Genomic DNA, 20,790 nt, shown 5'->3' with positions numbered 1-20,790 from the left:
ATTTTTTCCCACTCTCTTTTTTAATTGAATAGGTACACAATTAAACCTTGTACGATACCTATTAAGCCACCTAAAATAGCACCCAGAATTGTAATCATTTTCAACTCTTTGGAAGCAATGCTCAACACAAGTTCCTCCAACTTTTCCAATGGGAAAGAATCTACTTGTTCACGAACTACTTCATCTAGGTTTAGACGATTCAATACATCTTCCAGTTTGCTTTCTGCTTCCTTGAAGCCTCTATCAACCAATTTTGGCAATAATTCATTTTTTGCGTAATCATTGCCTTGTGGCCAATAAAAACTGATTGGCTTGTTTAAATGCTCCCGGATATTAAGTTCTTTTTTCGCGTAATTCTGAAGATTGCTCAAAATCGATGCGAAATCGACTTCCTCCAAATAATTCATGATAGGCTGCTGCTTAACTTTATCCCATTCTTGAGAAATAATATTGACTAAAAGACTTTTTGTGCCCGGCGCCTTCAGGAAATTGATTAACTCCCGTTGGATTTTCGTAACAATTGAAGCAGAATCCCCCAAAAACATTTGAATCATTCCGCCAAAGGAACCTTTCGATCCCAAGAAATCATCCATCATGTTTTTGATTGTTACTTCCCCTTTAGGTGAAAGGAAATACTCCTCCCCTTTATCTAAAATATAAGAAACAACTTCAGGAATTTTGCGATCAACCACTTGGTGCACATTGGCCGGTAGTAATGCCTCAATCGATTTAGTGGATAAAGTGTTTTTCATCGTATGGAATTGCTTCTCAATAATTGCATCGACTTTGTGTTCAATCGTATCGGGCAATTGGTCAAAACCGCCCTGAGTTAGCCAATCATTGATTGTTTTTTCATTTGTAAAGAATGTTCCTTCTACTTTCTCCCTCGCAAATTTCAAAACAGTTGATTGAATTTCTTCATTGAAGAGCTTCTTTTGAAATACTTCCGGTGTCAGAAGGTAATTTTTTACTGTGACCCCAATTTGTTTTGATAATTCCTGACGTCTTTTTGGCATTAAACCAGGTGTGAATGGCAGACGCCACTTCTTAATGTATAGTGCATTATATGGACGGAACAACATTTTAATGGCTAGAAAGTTTGTAAAGCCCCCGATAACTGCACCGACTATTGCCATGAAAATAATGGTGATCATTGCATTTTCCATTTAAACCCTCTCATTTCTTTCAAACTCCACCCTATTATATCAGAGTCATATCTCATAAAGATAATGTTAGCCATTCTCTCTAACTTTTAGTACGATTAACTTATATTGAAAGTTTCAGGGGGGACCCAAATGATTCAACATTTTCATTTTAAACCTTTGTACAAAAATGATTTACTGCCGGGGTGGGCAATCTCGTTCTATTATAAACAGCAGTTATTTAGGGCTGAATATAAAAAAGATGGCCAGATTGCATGGTTGGGAGACAAGCCTGCAGAAGAACACATTTCAAGTGTTGAAAAGATGGTCCATGAATTAATGTTATTTCATGTGTATGATTGAAAAAATAAACGAGTTCGCTTTGACGAACTCGTTTATTTTGGAAACCTAGCCAGGGAGCTTCTTCAGCCATCTTTAGTCATTTACTTTATACCTTCTACTAAATACTAAGTAAAAATAGGTTGATGCGATTAAATAAAGAAAGCCTGTTATCGAAAATGCATAAGCATATCCCCAATAGTTTCCATACGTCGTCACCAGCCAGGCGGCCGGGAGCCCCATTGTAGCCCATCCTATATTAAATACCATCTGGCTGACCGAATTCCCCAGCCCTTTATATTTATTATGAACAACATCCATTGCAATGGCACTTTGAATTGGATTTCCCGCATTCATCAACGCTTGACGCATTAAAAACCCAATTGAAGCAATAAGCAGCGAATTGGTAAAAGCCGTTAAAAAGAGGAAAGGAATGGACAATAGCTGAAAGATAACCAAAGCTCTTACCTTCCCCACTTTTTTCACAAGCAATGGTCCAATCAGCATCGCGACAGCTGTCATGGCAGATCCCAAAGCAATAATTAACCCAACATATGAATTGGATGCGTCAAAACGGTTGGCGAAATATAGATTCAAATATGGGATTACCAACCCTGAGCCGGTACCAATCAGCAAATTGGCAATTCCGAATAATATAATCATTTTAAAATTCTTTTTAAAACTGCTCTCTTCGGAATCCTCTAGTTCATCCACTGTTTTTACTAATTGTCCTTGTTGATTTTCAACTTTTGAAGAACTTAGTGATAACAAAGGGAGAAATCCAAAAGCGAAAATAATCGCTCCCAGAAGCAACGATCCGCGAATGCTTGCCACTTCACTAAAATGAAATACGAGCTGGATTCCATCTGCAGCAAATCCTCCAAGCAAATTTCCTATTACATTGGCGACTGTCACCAAGGCAAAATGAATACTAAACAAATTCATTCTTTCCGTTGGAGTTGAATTTTCCGCCAAGAAGGGAACACCCGAAACTTGAACAAAAGCCCATACAATACCTGTCAAGAAAGCAAACATTAAAATCGGCTCTTCAATCGAAACAACACTTCTTCCAAAAAGCATGATGGCCGTAACAAAAGTTCCTACTAATAATATCGATTTACGGCCAATTCGATCGCTTATAATTCCTGCCGGTACCAACATTAGGGCAGTCGCTAATGAAGTAATCGAAATGACACTGCCATTTACCGTTTCCGAATAGCCTAATTCGCGGATGTAAAGATTATACATCACACCAAATACACCCATCCCGATTTGAATGAGAATATTGGAAAGCATGAATAATTTAATATTCCGGTTAAAGGACATAATATTCAAAAACCAATCTTTGAGCCTTTTACTCATGGCGAATACACCGCTTCCCGCACATTAATTCGATACTCTAAATATACGGTTTTCGTTATTAATTGGCAATAGTATTTTTGTAATATTTCCTCTTTTCTTATTAACTTAATTAAAAAAGGTTGATCCAAAAATCCCGGACCAACCCCTTCAAGTTAATTTAACGCCCCAGCTTGCAAACGGTACATCGTTTCGTAACGACCGCCTAATGCAACAAGTTCTTCATGGGTACCTCTCTCAACAATTTCCCCTCTATCCAATACTAGAATTTGATCTGCATTCTTGATTGTAGATAAACGGTGGGCAATGATGAACGTTGTTCTTCCTTTTTTCAGTACTTCCATCGCATGCTGGATAATTTCTTCTGTTTCCGTGTCTATATTCGATGTAGCTTCATCCAATATCAAAATGGCTGGATCGAAGGCCAATGCACGAGCAAAGGAAATCAACTGTCGTTGGCCGGAGGAAAGTGTGCTTCCCTTTTCAATGACAGGCTCATCAAGCCCTTTCTCGAGATTTTTCAGCACTCTTTCCCCACCAACTGCCTCAAGCGCTTTTTCCACCGTTTCTCTTGAAATGCGTGGATCTCTTAAACTTACGTTCGTTTCAATTGTTCCTGTGAATAAATATGGATCTTGCAAAACAATGCCCATATGCTCCCGGAATGATTGGCGGGAAATCGATAAGATGTTTTTGCCATCTATCATGATTTTTCCCTTTTGCGGGTCATAAAAACGGAACAGCAAGTTCATAATCGAGCTTTTCCCTGAACCTGTATGACCGACAAGGGCGATTGTTTCTCCTTTTTTGGCGGAGAAATTGATGTTCTTCAACACATAATCATCGTCCTTATAAGCAAATGATACATTTTCGAATTCGACGTTCCCCTCATATCTTGGAATCGATTCCTCACTGACTGCCTCGCCCTTGCGATCAAGTAGCTCAAATACACGGGAACCAGCAACAAGAGAGCGTTCCAATTGGGAAAATTGGTTGACGATATTTACAATCGGACCGAACAAGCGCGTTATATAATCCACGAATGCATATAACGTTCCAGCTGTAATCACCTCAACCGTCGTCATCGATTGCGTACCGAAATAATAAATAAAAATGACAAAAAACAATAACCGCAAAATATTTACTAAATTAAATGATGTTGCGGAATCCAAAAATAATAGTTTTCTTTGGTATTCATAATGTTCATTATTCATCTCGGCAAATTCATCTTTCATCTGCTTTTCACGCTTGAACGCTTGAATAATTGTCATGCCTTGAATGGATTCATTGATCATGGCGTTAATATCGGCAATTTTCGTACGGACAACATGATTATATGAAGACGCGTACTTCCGATATGCAATCATCCATATATAGATGATTGGAACTACTATTAATGCGACGAGCGCCATTTTCACATTCAAGATGAAAAGAGCCACATAAACTCCCAAAATCGATATGAAGCTCGTTACAAATTGCGATAGCACTTGGACATATAAATTATGGATGGCTTCTGTATCATTCGTTACACGAGCAACAATTTTCCCTGCCGGCAAGTTATCGAAATAGTCAATGGACATCGTCTGAATATGTCCAAAGACATCCTTGCGCAACTTTTGGATGATACGATTTGCGCCAATTTGCAAATATATGAACATAAAATAACGAAGAACCGCCGTTGCAATAGCCAAAACCAAAAAGACGATAAGCAAATTGATAATGGGTTCGAGCTCAATTGAACCTGGCGTCATATAATGATCAATAATATGCTTTGCAATAAATGGTCCTGCCAAATCCGTAAAAACAGCTAGTGTTAACAATATTAATCCAATAAAAATTGGCTTTTTAAAAAACATGGCATATTTGAATAAACGTTTACTAGTACTCATTCGCTAGGCACCTCCTCTAGCTGTTGTCGATCATATTGTTCCTTGTACCAGCCTTCATTTCGAAGAAGTTCCGCATGTGTTCCCTCTTCGATTATTTTCCCTTCATCCAAAACGATGATGTGATCCGCATGCTGAATCGCGGATAGACGGTGGGTTGTAATAATGGTTGTTTTGCCATTTCGCACACGGCCGATGTTTTCAATAATCTTCGCTTCTGTTTTGGCATCTACTGCAGATAGCGAATCATCTAAAATGAGGATTTCCGGATTTTTGATCATGGCACGAGCAATCGAAACCCTTTGCTTTTGCCCACCGGATAATGAAACGCCTTTTTCGCCGACCAAAGTTTCAAGACCTAATGGAAGATTTTTTAGGTCATTCTCAAAATAAGCAAGTTGGACAGCTTCATCAATTTCTTCTTTTGTAGCATCTTCTTTACCAAACAAGATATTTTCTCGGATCGTTCTTGAGAACAGCACATGATCCTGGGGAACATAGCCAATCCATTCAAGCAGCTGTTCCTTTGTCAGCTTTGCAATATCAACATCCCCGATCGTAAATTGCCCTTCTGCCATCGGGTATTCCTTCAGCAATTGCTTAACGAAGGTCGTTTTACCTGCACCTGTTTTCCCGACAATGCCGAGTGTTTGGCCCCGTTTGACATGAAGGGAAATATTTTGCAAGTTTATCATTTGTGACATCGGGTATTGGAATGAGAATTCATTGAATCCAAGGGAGTTTGGACTATGAACCTTGATTGGATCATTCGGATCTTGAACATCCTGCTCATAATCCAACGTTTCTTGTACACGGTCCAGCGAAGCATTTCCTTGTTGCATGACATTGATTAGTTCGCCGATTGCAATCATTGGCCAAACTGCCAAACCTAGATACACATTAAAAGTAACGAGCTGCCCAACTGTCATTTCCCCACTGGATACTAGGAAGGAACCAAGGCCGAGTGCTACAACATAACTAATCCCGGTACCCACTTTAGTGATTGGGCCGAATAGTGCATTGATTTTTGCTACATGGATATTTTTCTCGTAAACTTCTTCACTCATATCAGCGAAACGCTTTTCATCTTTCTTTTCTTGTACATAGGCACGAATCACACGGACACCTGCAACAGATTCAAGGACATTATCATTCAATTCGCCAAAGGCATCCTGCGCTTTCATATAACGTTCATGTACAATTTTCCCGTAATATTGCATGAGGACGGCCATTATGGGAATCGGAAGCATTGAAAAGATGGTTAGCTTCCATGAAATTAAAAATCCCATCGCCAAGATAATGGCCCCCATATAGATTGTGGAATCCAATAACGTCATGATCCCGAAACCTGCAGTTAAAGAGACTGCATTTAGATCATTCGTTGCACGGGCCATCAAATCCCCTGTACGATTTTTTTCATAAAAGGTCGGTGTCATTCTCAAGAATTGGTGCATTAGCTTCTTACGAAAAATCCTCTCCAACGTAAGAGCTCCACCAAATAATTGATATTGCCACATAAAGTTGATCACATAACCGAAAACTATGAGCAACCCGAGCCATAACAAATAATTCCACAAAGAATCCTTTGTCATTGTCCCCAAGGCAATATCATCAATTGCAACCCCTATTATCCAAGGGGGGATAACTTCTGCCACATTGGCAATCATTAAAAGCACTACGGCAATTAAATATCTCTTCCAATAAGCTTTAAAAAACCATTTCATTTTGAATAATACTTCAAACATTTAAGCACCTTCTTCTAATTTGTGTTCACTACACTATCCACTATCTGTACACTCTCTTTTTAATAACTTCCTTGTGTAGCGCTTTTTCATAATCCTCTCTCCTCTTCCATTCTTTCTTATAAGCGCACAAAAAGGCACCTATCCCTTCTGTGAGATAGGTGCTCATAGTAAAAGGATACAAGTAACCAATACCTGTATCCTCCGATTAAAATTATGCGCGTCCTTCGTTATAAATAAAAGAAAGCTCGAGGTAGGTTTGGATTATCATATTTAATTGCTGGCGGCAAAATGTATTTAATTCTCATAATCCTAACCTCCTTTTCCTTTATTTATAATTACTTATAAAGCGTAGCATATCCATTTTTTGAAAGTCAACAATTTTTAGAAAATAGAAAAACTTTTACGATAACTTAACAATCAACCTGTTTATTTTATGATTTCATTTAAATGAAAATGTCATCATACAAAAAAATATCTTTGCGATAATCCATAGCCACTATTTGTAATTTGCCTGTAAATATTTTATCATTGTATTATTCAATTATTTTTAATTATAGGAGGTGTACTCTTTGTTCGTACCCCTCATTCGGGCGAGGAACAAAGAATGTATTTGGACGTAGACATAGTAGAGCTAACCATTAAGCTGGCGGCATTTTTCTTGTTGATTGCTGCTACGGCATTTTTCGTTGCAACTGAGTTTGCAATCGTAAAAGTAAGAACAACTCGTATTGATCAATTGGTTGCTGAAGGCAACAAAAAAGCAATGAAAGCTAAAAAGGTTGTATCGAATCTGGATGAATATCTTTCAGCCTGTCAGTTAGGTATCACCATTACTGCCCTTGGTTTAGGTTGGTTGGGTGAGCCAACGTTTGAAATGATTTTACATCCTTTATTCGAATTAATGAATTTAGATGCAACTGTCTCTTCACTTCTTTCATTCATTATTGCGTTTATGTTTGTTACCTATTTACATGTTGTCGTAGGAGAATTAACACCAAAAACGTTTGCCATTGTAAAATCGGAAGAACTAACTTTGCGTCTTTCTGGTCCATTAATTGTTTTCTATAAGGTAATGTATCCATTTATCCATGCTTTAAATGGGTCTGCGCGTGCATTGTCAGGTTTATTTGGATATAAAATGGCATCAGAATCCGAAGTAGCACATTCCGAAGAAGAACTTCGTATTATTTTAACAGATAGTTATAAGGGTGGAGAAATCAATCATTCTGAATACGAGTATGTTAATAGTATTTTTGAATTCTCCGACCGTACTGCGAAGGAAATCATGGTACCTCGAACAGAGATTGTGAGTCTCGAAAAAGACTTAACAGTCAAAGAAGTATTTGAAGTAATGGGGGTTGAGCAATATACTAGATACCCTATCATCGATGGAGACAAAGACCACGTAATCGGACTGGTAAACTTGAAACATTTGCTTACCGCCTATATAAAAAATCCTGCAAACGGCAACAAGCCTGTACTGGATTATATGCAACCCGTTATTCGTGTATTTGAAACAGTTCCAATCAGTGATTTATTACTTAAAATACAAGGTGAACGAATTCATATGGCTATCCTAATGGACGAATACGGCGGAACATCAGGTTTAGTAACGATTGAAGACATTATCGAAGAAATCGTCGGTGATATTCAAGATGAATTTGATGATGACGAAATCCCGGAAGTACAAGAAATTAGTGATAATCATTACATTATAGATGCTAAATTGCTGGTGGATGAAGTTAATGATATACTTGGCATTAGCATAGACGATGAGGATGTAGATACGATCGGCGGCTGGTTCTTAACCAAACGATTTGATGCAGTGGAAGGCGATACCTTCGATTATGACGGTTACGAATTCAAAATCAAGGAATCCGACGGCCACCATATCCTCTACATCGAAGTTTCCAAACTGCCCGAACTAGAAGAATCGGATTTGGAAGAAAAACCAGAACAGTGATTTAAAGAACGAAATTTATATGTCCCAAAAGATTAGGCAATAAGCTTTTGGGTTATTACTTTTAATAGATCTGTGATGTTTTGCAATAATCGCTTAAGCGATTTTCGCAAAAAACGGAGCCGCCTCAGGACCTAAATGAGGCGGCTCCGTTTTGTCATGTTCTAAAGTTTTGCCAGGAGGAAACTTTGTGGAGCTATATACAAATTTACGAGCTGGGGAAAAAGGCGCTTGGTTATCAATTGGCACCTATTTAATTCTAAGTTCGATCAAACTAACAATCGGATATTTTGGTGAATCAGAAGCATTAAAAGCGGATGGATTAAATAATACAACAGACATTATTGCATCCATTGCTGTATTAATCGGTTTACGCATTTCCCAACTGCCGCCGGATACCAATCACCCCTACGGACATCTGCGTGCAGAAACAATTGCTTCTTTAGTGGCTTCTTTTATCATGATGATGGTAGGTCTTCAGGTCCTTCTTAGTTCAATAATGAACTTATGGGACCCCATCAGGGAGACACCCTCTACCTTAACCGCCTATGTGGCATTAGGAAGTGCAGTTGTAATGTATTTGGTATACAGATATAATTTGGCCCTTTCAAAAAAAATCAATAGCTCCGCAGTAAAAGCGGCGGCTTACGATAACCGCTCTGATGCATTGGTAAGTATCGGGACAGCCATCGGGATCTTCGGGGCAATCATCGGTTTCCCCATTATTGATACGTTAACCGCTCTGGTTGTGGCCATTATTATTATTAAAACCGCCATCGAAATCTTTTGGGAATCCGTCCAAACATTGACGGATAGTTTTGATATTGAAGAAGCCGAAACTTTGTCCGTGCTTATAAATAACGTTACCGGCGTTATCGATCTAATCGATTTTAAAGGAAGATCCCACGGCAATGTAAGCTTCATAGATGTCACGGTAACAGTAAATCCCTATTTGGACGTAAGGCAGAGCCATCAAATTACGGAAAAAATTGAATCGACCGTCAAAAAATTCAATCCATATTGCATGGTGCTTGTCCATATAGAACCGCATGAACTTGCCAAAGCGGTGGACGAGGATTATCATTTTTAGCATGAATCGTTTTTTCTAGTTTAGGATACGCAGCCTGTCAAAGAGGCTGCTTTTTTATTTAGAAAAATGCTGATGTGAGCCTTACAATGTTTGGCAATCCGTTTCTCAGACTATTAACTGTTCTATCCATTCTTATTGGTCACGAGTTACATTCGCTAGGACTGTTAACAAATCTCCTCCCATTCATTCAAACGACAATCTGTAAGAATGTTAATAGTAAAAAGATCTGCCTCATGTCCCAGCCTCCCCGTTTATCGCAGCCTTTGCAGTCATTGCATACCGCTTCCTTCTGTTAGCCCATGCTTCACTGCATAAAGAGCAGCTTGCGTACGGTCTTGAACCTCCAGCTTTGTAAAAATATTGGAAATATGTGTTTTAACAGTCTTTTCCGTAACAAACAAAGACGAAGCAATTTCCCGGTTACTTTTCCCTTTCGTCAGCTCCGCTAGTACGTCTCTTTCCCTTGGTGTTAGTGCATTTTTAACGTGGGGTAAATTCTCTTCTTCGCGAAGTGTTTCTTCCAATTGAGTGGTTGCTGCCGGATGTATAATATTTTCTCCACTAATGATTTGCCGAATGGAATTGACCAATTCATCCGGTTCTATATCCTTTAATTGATACCCTGCAGCTCCCGCCTCAATGGCAGGCAACACATGATCTTTATCCGAAAAGCTAGTCAACATTAAAATATGAACTTGTGGCCATTTCCCTTTTATTTTTTTGGTTGCTTGAATTCCGTCCATGTCCGGCATGACTAAATCCATTAGTACAATATCGGGTTGCAAAGCATCAACAAGTTCGACGGCTTCTATTCCATTTTTCGCTTCCCCTATTACTTCGATATCCTTCTGCGTTTTCAGGAAAAAAAGCAACCCGCGCCGAACGACATGATGGTCATCCGCAATTAAAACTCGAATCATGTTATCCCCCCTAATATGGTAAACGGATTAATAGTTCCGTCCCTTTCCCAATTTCACTTACCCAATCGGCTGATCCTCCAAGTGTGGCTGCACGGTCTTTGATAGATTGCAATCCGATTGAAGGAAGACTTCTTTCGGGCTCTATAACAAACCCTCTTCCCTCGTCCTTTATGACCAGCATGATATCTTTCGGCGTAACGGTAATATAGATGGTGGCATCTTGTACCCCCGCATGCTTACGTACATTATTTAACGCTTCCTGGGTTATGCGGAACAGTGTTTCTTCAACGCGTGATGGAAACTGGATGACACCCGAGACATTGACAGATAATTTAATATTCAACATTTCTGAATACGCTTTGATCGCCTCAATTAGCCCGCTCTCCAACCCTTTCGGACGTAATTGCCAAATAAGCGCCCTCATTTCGGTCAATGCGGACTGTGTTAGCTGCTGGATTTCTTTAAATGTCTCCTTGATCTCGGCAGTTTCACTCATCTCCATTCCTGCACGGGCAGTTAGCGTTACAGAGAACAACAACTGATTAACAGAATCATGCAAATCTCTTGCAAAACGATTTCTTTCCCGTACGAGGGCGACTTCTTGTTCCTGTTTTGTAAGATTGATACGCTTGATTGCCGAGCCCATTTGAAACGCCACCGACTCCAGTAATTCTAGTTCTTCATCTGTAAATTTGGTTGTGTTGGGGGAAGCGACATTTAAAATTCCAAAGCGTTCATCACCGGATTGAAGTGGGACAGTTGCATGATGTGTGATATTTTCATTGTCCCCTGTGTTCGACTCAATTGCTGTCTCGATTCTTTGGCACTCAATAATATTGGATGCCTTTTTTAGTTCATTATTCCTATAACGGGATACACACCAACAGCCACCTTTTTGTAGATGTTGGCAATTGTTGTAGCTAAGCGCTTCCGGTAAGCTTTCTTGGGCCACCAACTCGATTTTCCCTTTTTCATTGATAAAAAAAATCCAACCCGTTTCAAAATTCGTGCCCTTTATAAACTTGCCTAAAGCACCCTTTAACATTGGGATCAAATCGGTTTCTTCGTTTAATAATTCCGCGATTTCTTTTAGAATTGTTATATTTGAATGATCATTAACGGACAAGCTTTTTACACCTCGCAATAGTCCCTTGAATCTTAGTTTCATTTAGTAAATCCAACAAGGTTTTACGGACAACTTTAACTGTTTTTATACAAACTATCATATCATTGAATAGCACAATATCGCATGCGGATGCTTCTCATACTTTTGAATGAAATACTGTCATTTTTTCCTAAAAAAGTTTAAGGAAATTTAATAAAACTAGGTTGCTTTAAGTGTATAATAGAAACGATTATATATTTGCAAGGGGGAGTATGAATGCAAGTAGCAAGTCCGGGCACCTCCAATGCCTATCGCTTAGCCTATGAATCAATTAGGAATTTGATAGTAAGCGGTGAATTAACTGGGGGTGTAAAGCTTGTAGAAGAACGATTAGCCGAAAAAATTGGAGTAAGTCGAACACCCATTAGAGAAGCTATTCGCCATCTTGAACAAGAAGGTTTAATCAAGAACAGACGAGTTTACAAGCCCACAAAGGATGATTTAATTTACGCATCAGAATTCATCACTTTAATTGAAAGCTATGCTGCAAAAAATGCGGCTCAAAATATGTCAAAGGAAAAATTGAGCCAGTTAAAGCAAGCCATGAAAGAGTCCAAACAAGGTACTGTCGATGAAATTGTAAGCGCAAACAAAAAATTCCACGACCTCATCGTATCAGAGTGCTGCAACCCTGTAATGATAGCAGAATTGCAAAAAAAGAATGCTATTTTAAGTTTATATAGACATTCTCTAGTGAAAAATATGAGGCCGCTATTATATGAGGATCATGAAGAGATATATAGAGCAATTGCCGCAAGGAATGGTGAGCTTGCTTCTGAATTAATGAGGAGACATTTAGAAGTGGACCTGAAATACATGCTTCGTTATTCAAGCTTTTTATAGTCAAGTCGATAATAGAGCATATATTAGACGGTGCTATTATTAAAATATTTTAAATTCAAAATAATTTACTTCTAATTGGGAACAAATTATAATCAAAATTGCAAGAGAGTTTGATTATAGGAGATGCTAAATGAAAAAACAACTTGAGAATAGTTTGCTTTTTATATGGCTAGTGTCATTAATAGCAACGCTCGGTTCCCTCTATTTTTCCGAAATCCGCAGCTATGAACCATGCGAATTATGCTGGTATCAACGTATTCTTATGTATCCGATTTTGTTAATGACAACCGTGGCCTACATACAAAAAAATGCACGTATCGCAGTCACGACTGCCGTTTTTTCATGCATAGGCGGTGCAATCTCCCTTTATCATTATGGTATTCAAAAGCTTGACTTCTTAACTGAATCGGCTCCTGCTTGTGGACGAGTTCCATGTACGGGAGAATATATTAATATGTTTGGCTTTATTACCATACCATTTTTAGCCGGTGTAGCCTTTCTATTAATCGCTATTACTAGTTTCTATATGATAAAAGTTATGAAGGGAGAAAAACTATGAAAAAATTGGGAATTATCGGCGCAATCGTCGTTGTACTTTTTGCTGCTATTATTATCCTTACTAATTTAGCCAATGAAGATAAATTAGAAGGAAATCCTTACGGTACAGATAAACTGAACCAATCCACAATCGATTTACTAGATGATGAAAATTACCAAAACATCATCTTGCCGGAAGCCCTGAAAGAAAAAATTGATTCTGGTGAGCCTGTAGTTGCTTATATGTTCAGCCCTACATGTGTACATTGCCAGGCAATGACACCTGCTCTTATGCCTATCGCTAGCGAAGTAGGCGTACAAATCGATCAATATAATGTTCTAGAATATGAGCAAGGTTGGGATGATTATAATGTAGAAGCAACCCCTACTTTAATCTACTTTGAAGATGGCAAAGAAGTAAATCGCATCGTTGGGGATTATTCTAAAGATACTGATGTCATTTATGATTTTCTGGAGCAAGTCAAATCATAAGCTAATGAAGATTATAAATAAGTAATGAATAATCGTGTTCATTTTTGGACACGATTATTCTTATTTTGGAGGGAAAATATGTTTCAATATGAAATCGTGCAAGAAGGACTAACTGTAGAAGAATTATTGCGGGAAAAATGGCGTCTTGGAAAAAAAATTGTACATGAACTACGTATGGCAAAAGCAATAACGCTATCAGACGGTTCTCCTGTATTATGGAAAGATCCATTGAAAGCCGAGACGATACTAAATTTCAAATTTCATGTACCAGCCTCAAATTACAAACCGACCGTCAACTGTGAATTGACAATCCAATACGAGGATGAGCATTGTCTAATTGTTTCAAAACCAAAAGGAATGGCGACCCATCCCAATGACGAATATGATGTGGACACTTGCATGAATCATGTAATGGCTCATATTAAAGAGAATGGTGGTCACTATGCGGAGCATGTTCATCGCTTGGACCTGGGGACGAAGGGTTTATTGCTAGTTGCAAAGCATCCGATTGCGAAGTCAATTTTCGACCGCATGATTGAGGAAAAATCGATCATTCGAACTTATGAAGCAGAAGTGCAAGGAAACATCCGCCAAGAAAATGGGACAATCAATGCTTCCATAGGAAAAGACCGCCACCATGCTACTCGCCGTGTCGTTTCCTCATCCGGACAGCATGCCATCACCCACTTTGAAGTGGTCAAACGTTTTAAGAGTACATGCTTGGTTCATTTAATACTAGAAACCGGCCGCACACATCAAATCCGTGTGCACATGTCCCACATTGGCCATCCAATTGTGGGTGACACAATGTATAATGCGCGACAAACAGCTTCAGGGGACTATGAATTACATGCCATCCAATTGGAATTCGAGCATCCATTTCTAAATAAGCTGGTTACTGTAGTGGATAAATAAAGAAGTCAAAAAAGAGTCTCTTTTCGGTGGCAAGGTGCTCACACGAAAAGGGACTCTTTCTCGTTTATCTTTATATATTTTCTGGCTTGATCAGTTCCATATATTGTTGAACCATTGTCTCATTCATTTCTCCTGTTATAATTTTTATTATTTCTCCATCAGGGTTAATTAAAAAAGTAGTGGGCAATGGCTTGATATTATAGGCGTTCATCACGCTTTTTTCTTTATCGATCACAACAGGGAAAGTTAATTCTTTGCTCTCAATATAATTTCGAACCGCAAAGTCAGATTCCGCGATATTTACCGCCAAGACTTGTACACCTTGATTTCGATATTCTTGATATTTCCGATCAATAATCGGGAATTCCCTCTTACAAGGTTCACACCATGTTCCCCAAAAATTCAAGAATAATCCTTGCCCTGCATATTCCGATAACCTATGTTTTTCACCATTTAAGTCTACTAATTCAAAATCTGGTGCTTCGTCCCCGACTTGCAGCATCTCTACTTTCTCTTTAGTAGAACTGGAGAAAACAGTAAAAACTATTGCCCCAAATAGCACAAGTAGAATTAAAGACCTAACGATCGACCTTTTTTTCTTTTTATCGTTCATTCGCGCGGATCCTTTCTATTATGATCAAATATAATTATTTACGTCTCCATAACATGACCATGGATATAGTGATGATGATAAATGCAGTAAATGATAAAAATGGTATTGTGATAAAACCAAACCAGTTAATGTATTGACCTGAGCAAGGAACACCGTTTGTACACGCGCTAAATTCACCCAAGGAGGGAATCTTCTGCAAAGCATAATGATAACCGGACAAAATGACTCCAATAACTGATATTGGCAAGATATATTGATAGATATTTCTATCATTACGGTAAAAAGCCATTCCTAGCAGAATAACCAAGGGATACATTAAAATTCGCTGATACCAGCAAAGAGTACAAGGAACAAACTTCATTTGTTCACTGAAAAATAAACTTCCTCCCATTGCAGTAATAGCGGTAATCCAAGCGAGAAAAAGTGGTTTATTGATCATTTGCAGCTTCCTCTACCATGTCCGCAAAATCATCCATTGTCATTCCCTCAAACTTCTTTCCACCAATAAATATGGCCGGTGTTGAATTGACTCCCAGATTTTTTGCCATTTCCATGTCTTTATCCAAAAGTGCATCAGCTTGATTCTTGCTGAATGCCTCACCTACTTGTTTTAGCTCTTCCTCGCTCGCTATTTTCGATAGGATTGTTGTTAAAAAGTCTTCATCCATGAAATTTTCTAGTCCATCTGCAGTTGCTTGGTTCGCAAACAGCAAGTCATGAAACTCCCAGAACATTTCGTTGCCAAGCTCTTCATATACTGTTTCTGCAAAAAGAGCGGCCATTGAAGAATCCACAGCTATAAAAGCATAATTCATAAAATAGAACTTTGCCTTACCCGTATCAACAAATTCCTCTTTTATAAACGGCACCATTGAATTATTGAACTCGCCGCAATGCGGGCATTTATAGTCCCCAAATTCAATGATTTCCACAGGTGCATTTTCATCCCCCATAAACGGTTGATTTGCATAATCAATCTCTGCTTTTTCTTGACTGGCATCCGTCAGAACTATTATTCCGATGATACAAGCAGCGATGATCCCAACAATCCAAAATATTTTCTTAGACATATTTAAAAGCTCCTTCCAAACTACACACTGTAGTGTTAATGGGTAAAAAATTTACGCTAATGCGTAAATAAAAAAGATACTGATCAAACTGAATACAAAAACCGACCACATTGCGACTTTTACAGGTACCTTGATTTGATTACTTTTTAATGGATTTAACATATATTCGATTCTGTAATTTACAGAAGTTTCCGCAAAAGAAGCATACGCAAACGACTTAGTCTCAAGCTTTCCTACCTTTAGCATCTTTAATAGTGCACTGCCGATGTGAAGTGATGTTTCCTGATTCTCTATCGCCAACTCATCCGCCATCACTTCTTGGACTACGCGGTATTTCTCATTCAACCATTTTAAAATTGGTATATAAGGCAATGTGATCGAACTAATTGACATTAGGAAGATCTTTAATGGATCATGATTGTCCAGATGGTACATCTCATGATAGATTACCGCTTCCAACTCTTTTTCACTTAACAAGTTTAATAGACCCGTTGATAGAATAATTTTTGGTGATAAAAAACCGATCGTGATGGCAATTGGAACAGGGTAGGAAATAATCATGAAGTTTTTATCGTTATTTTTGTATTCATTATTGAATCTGTTCGTCAGGCTTTCGCAATTATACTGTTGCAGGCGGCGTCTCATTTTAACGGTTTGGATAATCTGTGTAGCAATTTTCCAAAGTGCAAATAGAAAAGTGCCTATTACCAAAATATCGACTGCATAAGTTAATGATGTTAATCCTATTAATTTTAGCGTATTATGACATACCTCAAAAATATTGAATCGCAAATTTGAACCCGAAATCAAAGAAGTTAAGTATAGGCCCATTTGGATAAAAATTGACCCAGAAACTAATAAAGATAAGTAAAACATAGATTTAGACTGACGTTTATTCATCATTTTTTTCCTTTTTCAATTCTTTGATTTTCATTTCTAGCTTTTTTACAAGCGCATCGTCAACTTCTTCAAGCGCATCCAGCATATGGCTTACAACCACACTTCCAAACTCATCCATCAGTTCATGCGTCATCTCTTTTGATTGGGTATTAATGAACTCTTCTCTTGACTGGACAGGTTTATAATAAGATGATCTGCCAATAAGCTTTTTTTGCAATATTTCTTTTTCAACTAAACGATTCATAACAGTCATAACAGTGTTAAAGTTAGTAGGTTTCTCTTTTTCCAGGATAGCCTGCACCTCTTTGATCGTCATATCTTCCTGGCACCACAGAATGTCCATAATCTTGGATTCCAGTGGTCCAAAAAAACGATTCAATCCGCTCTCTTGTATATTAAATTTTCGAATTTTCAACAATGCCCACCTCACATTACTCATTGTAGTGTTAGTTAAATGATACGTCAATCTTTATCTTTCCACTCACTTTTTACATTTAAAAACTGCCAGATGAGTCCATGAACAGACTTATCTGGCAGTTTATATTAGAAATCAAATTTGAAACTATCTGGATTTTGGCCAAAGCGCTGATTTTTATTTAATTGGTTCAGGCTCGTCATTTGTTCGGAAGACAACTCAAAATCAAAAATTTGAACATTTTCTTCAATTCGACTTGGAGTAACCGATTTTGGAATCGAAATGATATCATGCTGATAATGCCAACGAAGGATTACTTGCGCAGGAGATTTCCCCACTTCTCCAGCAATTCTTGCGATTGTTTCATCTTGGAGGATTCCCCCACGGCCAAGCGGTGACCATGCAGTAACTGCAATATCGTTTTGCTTACAGAAAGTGCGCAATGGTTCTTGTGTCAAGTAAGGGTGTAACTCGATTTGGTTTACCACCGGTTTTACATTTGCTTTTAAAAATACTTTTTCAAGATGATGTGCATGGTGATTTGATACACCCGGCACGCGAATCAGCTTCTCTTCATAGAGACGCTCAATCGCCCGATAAGTATCCACAAATTTCTCTTCGACCGGCCAATGGGTTAAATACAAATCCACATATTCTAGACCCAGTTTTTTCAGGGATGTGTCAAATGCACGCAAAGTGTTATCATAGCCTTGATCGGCATTCCATACTTTCGTTGTAATAAAAAGGTCTTCCCTTGAAACTCCTGAATTGCGGATTGCTTCCCCAACCTCTTCTTCGTTGTAATAAAGTGCAGCGGTGTCAATGGCACGATACCCGATTTTGAGTGCTTCACTCATGGCCAGTATTGCTTGATCACGATTTGTCATTTTGTAGACACCCAAGCCTAAATAGGGCATTTTCACTCCATTAGCCATGATTTTTGAAGGAATTACGATAGTCAATTTAATCACTCCTAATTTTCTCTACCTTCATTATATGATGAAATGCAAACATACCAAAACAATCACTTTGATATATTTCCTCCTAGGATTTGCGTCTCTCTGAACGTCTCTACCGAAAGTTATGCAAACTCGCTATTTTCTATTATTTTCTTCGTTTTCCCGTTCTAACTAATAGTTTGATTAAATATACATAATAAAGGACTATTTCCTTATGCTTTATCCGTTGAACTATGCAAATTTGGGGAGGTTGAAGACTATGATGGAAACACCATTATTGTTAACTAGCTTTTTAGAGCGGGTTGAAAGATATTATCCGGAGAAATTCATTGTTTCGAGAACTAGCACGGATACGATTCATCGCATTACCTATAAAGAATACGTAAAACGTACGCGAAAACTGGCCGATGCTTTAACAAAACTGGGCATGAAGCAAGGGACGAAGGTCGGCTCTTTTGCATGGAATCATCATCGGCACCTTGAGGCTTACTTTGCAGTACCATGTGCCGGTGCCATATTGCATATGATTAATATTCGTTTATCTCCCGAACATATTATTTATGTCATTAACCACGCCGAGGATGAAATTTTACTGATTGATGGTGAACTTTTCCCACTATTTGAAAAAGCAATTCCCTATTTAAAAACAGTTAAACATATTGTCGTAATGCAGGATAGTATGGACATACCGCAATCCAACTTCCCTAATATCCACTCATATGAAAAACTGCTGGCAGAAAGTACCGATACTTTCGATTTCCCACAGAATCTAGATGAGAACACTCCTGCGGCAATGTGCTATACAAGTGCTACAACGGGAATGCCAAAAGGGGTAGTTTATACGCACCGCGGGTTAGTTCTTCACACTCTTGCTCTCGGGCTGGCTGATAGTATGGGGGTACGCGAACAAGATGTTGTATTACCCATTGTTCCAATGTTTCATGTAAATGCATGGGGCTTACCGTTTGCATGTGTTGCATATGGCTCCACGCAAGTATTGCCAGGTCCTGCTTTCACCCCATCCTTGATATTGGATTTAGTCGAACAGGAAAAGGTTACTTTAACAGCCGGGGTGCCTACCATCTGGTTGGGTGTAGCACAAGAACAAGAGAAAAATCCCCGCAACATCTCTTCCTTGCGTGCAGTCGTTTGTGGAGGATCCGCATCGCCAAAAGGGTTGATCAAAACGTTCGAAGATAAATTCAAGGTTCCATATATCGTTGGTTACGGGATGACGGAAACTTCCCCAATCGTCTCCTTATCCAATTACACGTCACAAATGGACGATTGGACGGCAGAGGAAAAAATGGATATCCGTGCAACACAAGGGTTGACCGTTCCACTTCTTGATACAGAAGTAGTGAATGAAGCGGGTGTTGTTCCATGGGATGGCCGGACAATGGGTGAACTTCGTGTGCGAGGTCCATGGATTGCACACGAATACTATAAAGATGAACGTTCAAATGATGCGTTCAAGGATGGTTGGTTATATACCGGCGATATAGCGGTAGTCACTCCTGAAGGCTATATTAAAATCACCGACCGAACGAAGGATTTAATCAAGAGCGGCGGTGAATGGATTTCCTCCGTCGAATTAGAAAACGCTTTAATGACACATGAGGCGATTTTCGAAGCAGCCGTTATCGCCATTCCTCATGAAAAGTGGCTGGAACGTCCATTGGCCTGCGTTGTTTTAAAGGAAGGAAAAGTTGCTGATAAAGATGAGTTAATTAGCTATTTAGAGGGGCAATTTGCAAAATGGTGGCTTCCGGATGATATCATTTTCCTTGATGAAATTCCGAAAACTTCTGTCGGCAAGTTTTTGAAAGCAAAATTAAGAGAAGAGTTAAAAGATTATTGAATTGAGTGGAAAGGGGTATCTCCATATGGGGTACCCCTTTAGACGATAGCAGTTGGAAAAGTACCAGCTACCCTTAGGGAATTTTAGTAATGTCAATTTTTCCGTTTAATGCTCTGTTTTTCATCATTATTATTATCGAGTTCATCGAATTGGATCGGATCCGGGAAACGCTCATCTTCTTCCAATTGTGCACCATCACGCATCCGTTCCATCTGTTTTCCAAGAAAATTTAAATCTTCCATATTATTAGCCATAGTACCATTTAAGACTGGTTTATCCCTTTCCATATTTATCCGCCTCCTTACTTTATTGTTCCCCAATTAAAAGAATTGAACCTTTTTTCAATATAAGAAATTAATGTAGTAAAGTTATTTTATTTGAGCTATACTTAATAGAGAGATTCTATATACACAAGGAGGATACTTCCATGGGTTTAGTATTAATTCTTGGTGTTACAGTAGCATTCTTAATAGCTATCTTTACAGCTGGCTATGAAGGCGATTACACATCAAACAAATAGTCTCTAACCTTTAGAAACTGGGTCAACATAAGTTGTCCTAGTTTCTTTTTTTATTGGAA

21 protein-coding genes are annotated in these 20,790 nt (G+C 38.6%); 8 read left to right on the top strand and 13 right to left on the bottom strand.

Annotated features, from left to right (window positions below; genetic code table 11):
• Positions 1–20 precede the first annotated feature (20 nt).
• Entirely contained in the window at positions 21–1,166 is a 1,146-nt protein-coding gene (locus CD33_RS09180) for a DUF445 domain-containing protein (RefSeq protein ID WP_036200261.1), read from the bottom strand.
• 129 nt (positions 1,167–1,295) lie between these two features.
• Here CD33_RS09180 and CD33_RS09175 point away from each other — a divergent pair, with 129 nt between their 5' ends.
• The gene (locus CD33_RS09175; protein WP_036200259.1) at positions 1,296–1,505 is read left to right on the top strand and encodes a YheE family protein; all 210 of its coding nucleotides are present in this window, start codon (positions 1,296–1,298) and stop codon (positions 1,503–1,505) included.
• A gap of 72 nt (positions 1,506–1,577) precedes the next feature.
• Here CD33_RS09175 and CD33_RS09170 read toward each other — a convergent pair whose 3' ends face one another.
• The 3 genes from CD33_RS09170 to CD33_RS09160 all read right to left on the bottom strand — a co-directional run bounded on the left by CD33_RS09170 (position 1,578) and on the right by CD33_RS09160 (position 6,471).
• Entirely contained in the window at positions 1,578–2,843 is a 1,266-nt protein-coding gene (locus tag CD33_RS09170; protein WP_052130152.1) for an MFS transporter, read from the bottom strand.
• 152 nt (positions 2,844–2,995) lie between these two features.
• A complete protein-coding gene (locus CD33_RS09165; RefSeq protein WP_036200257.1) occupies positions 2,996–4,729 on the bottom strand; it encodes an ABC transporter ATP-binding protein in 1,734 nt (577 codons plus the stop codon).
• A complete protein-coding gene (locus CD33_RS09160; protein ID WP_036200255.1) occupies positions 4,726–6,471 on the bottom strand; it encodes an ABC transporter ATP-binding protein in 1,746 nt (581 codons plus the stop codon). The genes CD33_RS09165 and CD33_RS09160 overlap by 4 nt, the downstream gene beginning before the upstream one ends.
• 604 nt (positions 6,472–7,075) lie before the next feature.
• Between CD33_RS09160 and CD33_RS09155 the strand changes: the two genes are divergently transcribed.
• Together CD33_RS09155 and CD33_RS09150 are read left to right on the top strand one after the other, a co-directional pair.
• The gene (locus tag CD33_RS09155) at positions 7,076–8,434 is read left to right on the top strand and encodes a hemolysin family protein (RefSeq protein WP_176400093.1); all 1,359 of its coding nucleotides are present in this window, start codon (positions 7,076–7,078) and stop codon (positions 8,432–8,434) included.
• A 187-nt stretch (positions 8,435–8,621) separates the two neighbouring features.
• Positions 8,622–9,521 carry a cation diffusion facilitator family transporter gene (locus tag CD33_RS09150; protein ID WP_036200254.1) on the top strand — a complete coding sequence of 300 codons (900 nt, stop codon included), beginning with the start codon at positions 8,622–8,624 and terminating at the stop codon, positions 9,519–9,521.
• A gap of 269 nt (positions 9,522–9,790) precedes the next feature.
• On the opposite strand, the gene CD33_RS09145 is transcribed toward CD33_RS09150, so the two are convergent.
• Together CD33_RS09145 and CD33_RS09140 are read right to left on the bottom strand one after the other, a co-directional pair.
• Positions 9,791–10,441: a response regulator gene (locus CD33_RS09145; protein WP_036200252.1), complete on the bottom strand. Its 651-nt coding sequence runs from the start codon at positions 10,439–10,441 to the stop codon at positions 9,791–9,793.
• A 10-nt stretch (positions 10,442–10,451) separates the two neighbouring features.
• On the bottom strand, positions 10,452–11,567 hold the full coding sequence (locus CD33_RS09140) for a GAF domain-containing sensor histidine kinase (protein ID WP_036200250.1): 1,116 nt from the start codon (positions 11,565–11,567) through the stop codon (positions 10,452–10,454).
• A 255-nt stretch (positions 11,568–11,822) separates the two neighbouring features.
• On the opposite strand from CD33_RS09140, the gene CD33_RS09135 reads away from it, so the two are divergent.
• The 4 genes from CD33_RS09135 (at position 11,823) to CD33_RS09120 (ending at position 14,393) form a co-directional block, all read left to right on the top strand.
• Positions 11,823–12,449, top strand: coding sequence for a GntR family transcriptional regulator (locus CD33_RS09135; protein WP_036200248.1), 627 nt, complete (start codon positions 11,823–11,825; stop codon positions 12,447–12,449).
• 130 nt (positions 12,450–12,579) lie between these two features.
• The gene (locus tag CD33_RS09130) at positions 12,580–13,008 is read left to right on the top strand and encodes a disulfide oxidoreductase (RefSeq protein ID WP_036200246.1); all 429 of its coding nucleotides are present in this window, start codon (positions 12,580–12,582) and stop codon (positions 13,006–13,008) included.
• Entirely contained in the window at positions 13,005–13,478 is a 474-nt protein-coding gene (locus CD33_RS09125) for a thioredoxin family protein (RefSeq protein ID WP_036200245.1), read from the top strand. Before CD33_RS09130 ends, CD33_RS09125 begins: the two co-directional genes overlap by 4 nt.
• Positions 13,479–13,556: 78 nt before the next feature.
• Positions 13,557–14,393 (top strand): RluA family pseudouridine synthase, encoded by an 837-nt coding sequence (locus tag CD33_RS09120; RefSeq protein WP_036200244.1) that lies wholly within the window; start codon positions 13,557–13,559, stop codon positions 14,391–14,393.
• Between the two features lie 70 nt (positions 14,394–14,463).
• Here the strand turns inward: CD33_RS09120 and resA are convergent, their stop codons facing one another.
• The 6 genes from resA to CD33_RS09090 form a co-directional block, all read right to left on the bottom strand.
• Positions 14,464–15,006, bottom strand: a complete 543-nt coding sequence (gene resA, locus CD33_RS09115) for a thiol-disulfide oxidoreductase ResA (protein ID WP_036200243.1) — start codon at positions 15,004–15,006, stop codon at positions 14,464–14,466.
• Positions 15,007–15,040: 34 nt separating this feature from the next.
• Positions 15,041–15,442 carry a disulfide oxidoreductase gene (locus CD33_RS09110; protein WP_036200409.1) on the bottom strand — a complete coding sequence of 134 codons (402 nt, stop codon included), beginning with the start codon at positions 15,440–15,442 and terminating at the stop codon, positions 15,041–15,043.
• Positions 15,435–16,076 carry a DsbA family protein gene (locus tag CD33_RS09105; RefSeq protein ID WP_036200242.1) on the bottom strand — a complete coding sequence of 214 codons (642 nt, stop codon included), beginning with the start codon at positions 16,074–16,076 and terminating at the stop codon, positions 15,435–15,437. Before CD33_RS09105 ends, CD33_RS09110 begins: the two co-directional genes overlap by 8 nt.
• Before the next feature lie 51 nt (positions 16,077–16,127).
• Positions 16,128–16,976, bottom strand: a complete 849-nt coding sequence (locus tag CD33_RS09100) for a M56 family metallopeptidase (RefSeq protein ID WP_036200241.1) — start codon at positions 16,974–16,976, stop codon at positions 16,128–16,130.
• The gene (locus CD33_RS09095; protein ID WP_036200240.1) at positions 16,969–17,391 is read right to left on the bottom strand and encodes a BlaI/MecI/CopY family transcriptional regulator; all 423 of its coding nucleotides are present in this window, start codon (positions 17,389–17,391) and stop codon (positions 16,969–16,971) included. The genes CD33_RS09100 and CD33_RS09095 overlap by 8 nt, the downstream gene beginning before the upstream one ends.
• 128 nt (positions 17,392–17,519) lie before the next feature.
• The gene (locus CD33_RS09090; RefSeq protein ID WP_036200408.1) at positions 17,520–18,326 is read right to left on the bottom strand and encodes an aldo/keto reductase; all 807 of its coding nucleotides are present in this window, start codon (positions 18,324–18,326) and stop codon (positions 17,520–17,522) included.
• Positions 18,327–18,609: 283 nt separating this feature from the next.
• Between CD33_RS09090 and CD33_RS09085 the strand changes: the two genes are divergently transcribed.
• Positions 18,610–20,211, top strand: coding sequence for a long-chain fatty acid--CoA ligase (locus CD33_RS09085; RefSeq protein WP_036200239.1), 1,602 nt, complete (start codon positions 18,610–18,612; stop codon positions 20,209–20,211).
• A gap of 92 nt (positions 20,212–20,303) precedes the next feature.
• Here the strand turns inward: CD33_RS09085 and CD33_RS09080 are convergent, their stop codons facing one another.
• A complete protein-coding gene (locus CD33_RS09080) occupies positions 20,304–20,498 on the bottom strand; it encodes a hypothetical protein (RefSeq protein ID WP_036200238.1) in 195 nt (64 codons plus the stop codon).
• Between the last annotated feature and the right edge of the window lie 292 nt (positions 20,499–20,790).

Source organism: Ureibacillus sinduriensis BLB-1 = JCM 15800 (genome assembly GCF_000772955.1).
Classification (GTDB): Bacteria; Bacillota; Bacilli; order Bacillales_A; family Planococcaceae; genus Ureibacillus; species Ureibacillus sinduriensis.
Note: the sequence above shows the minus strand (reverse complement) of the source record. Positions and strands in the feature narration are given on the sequence as shown.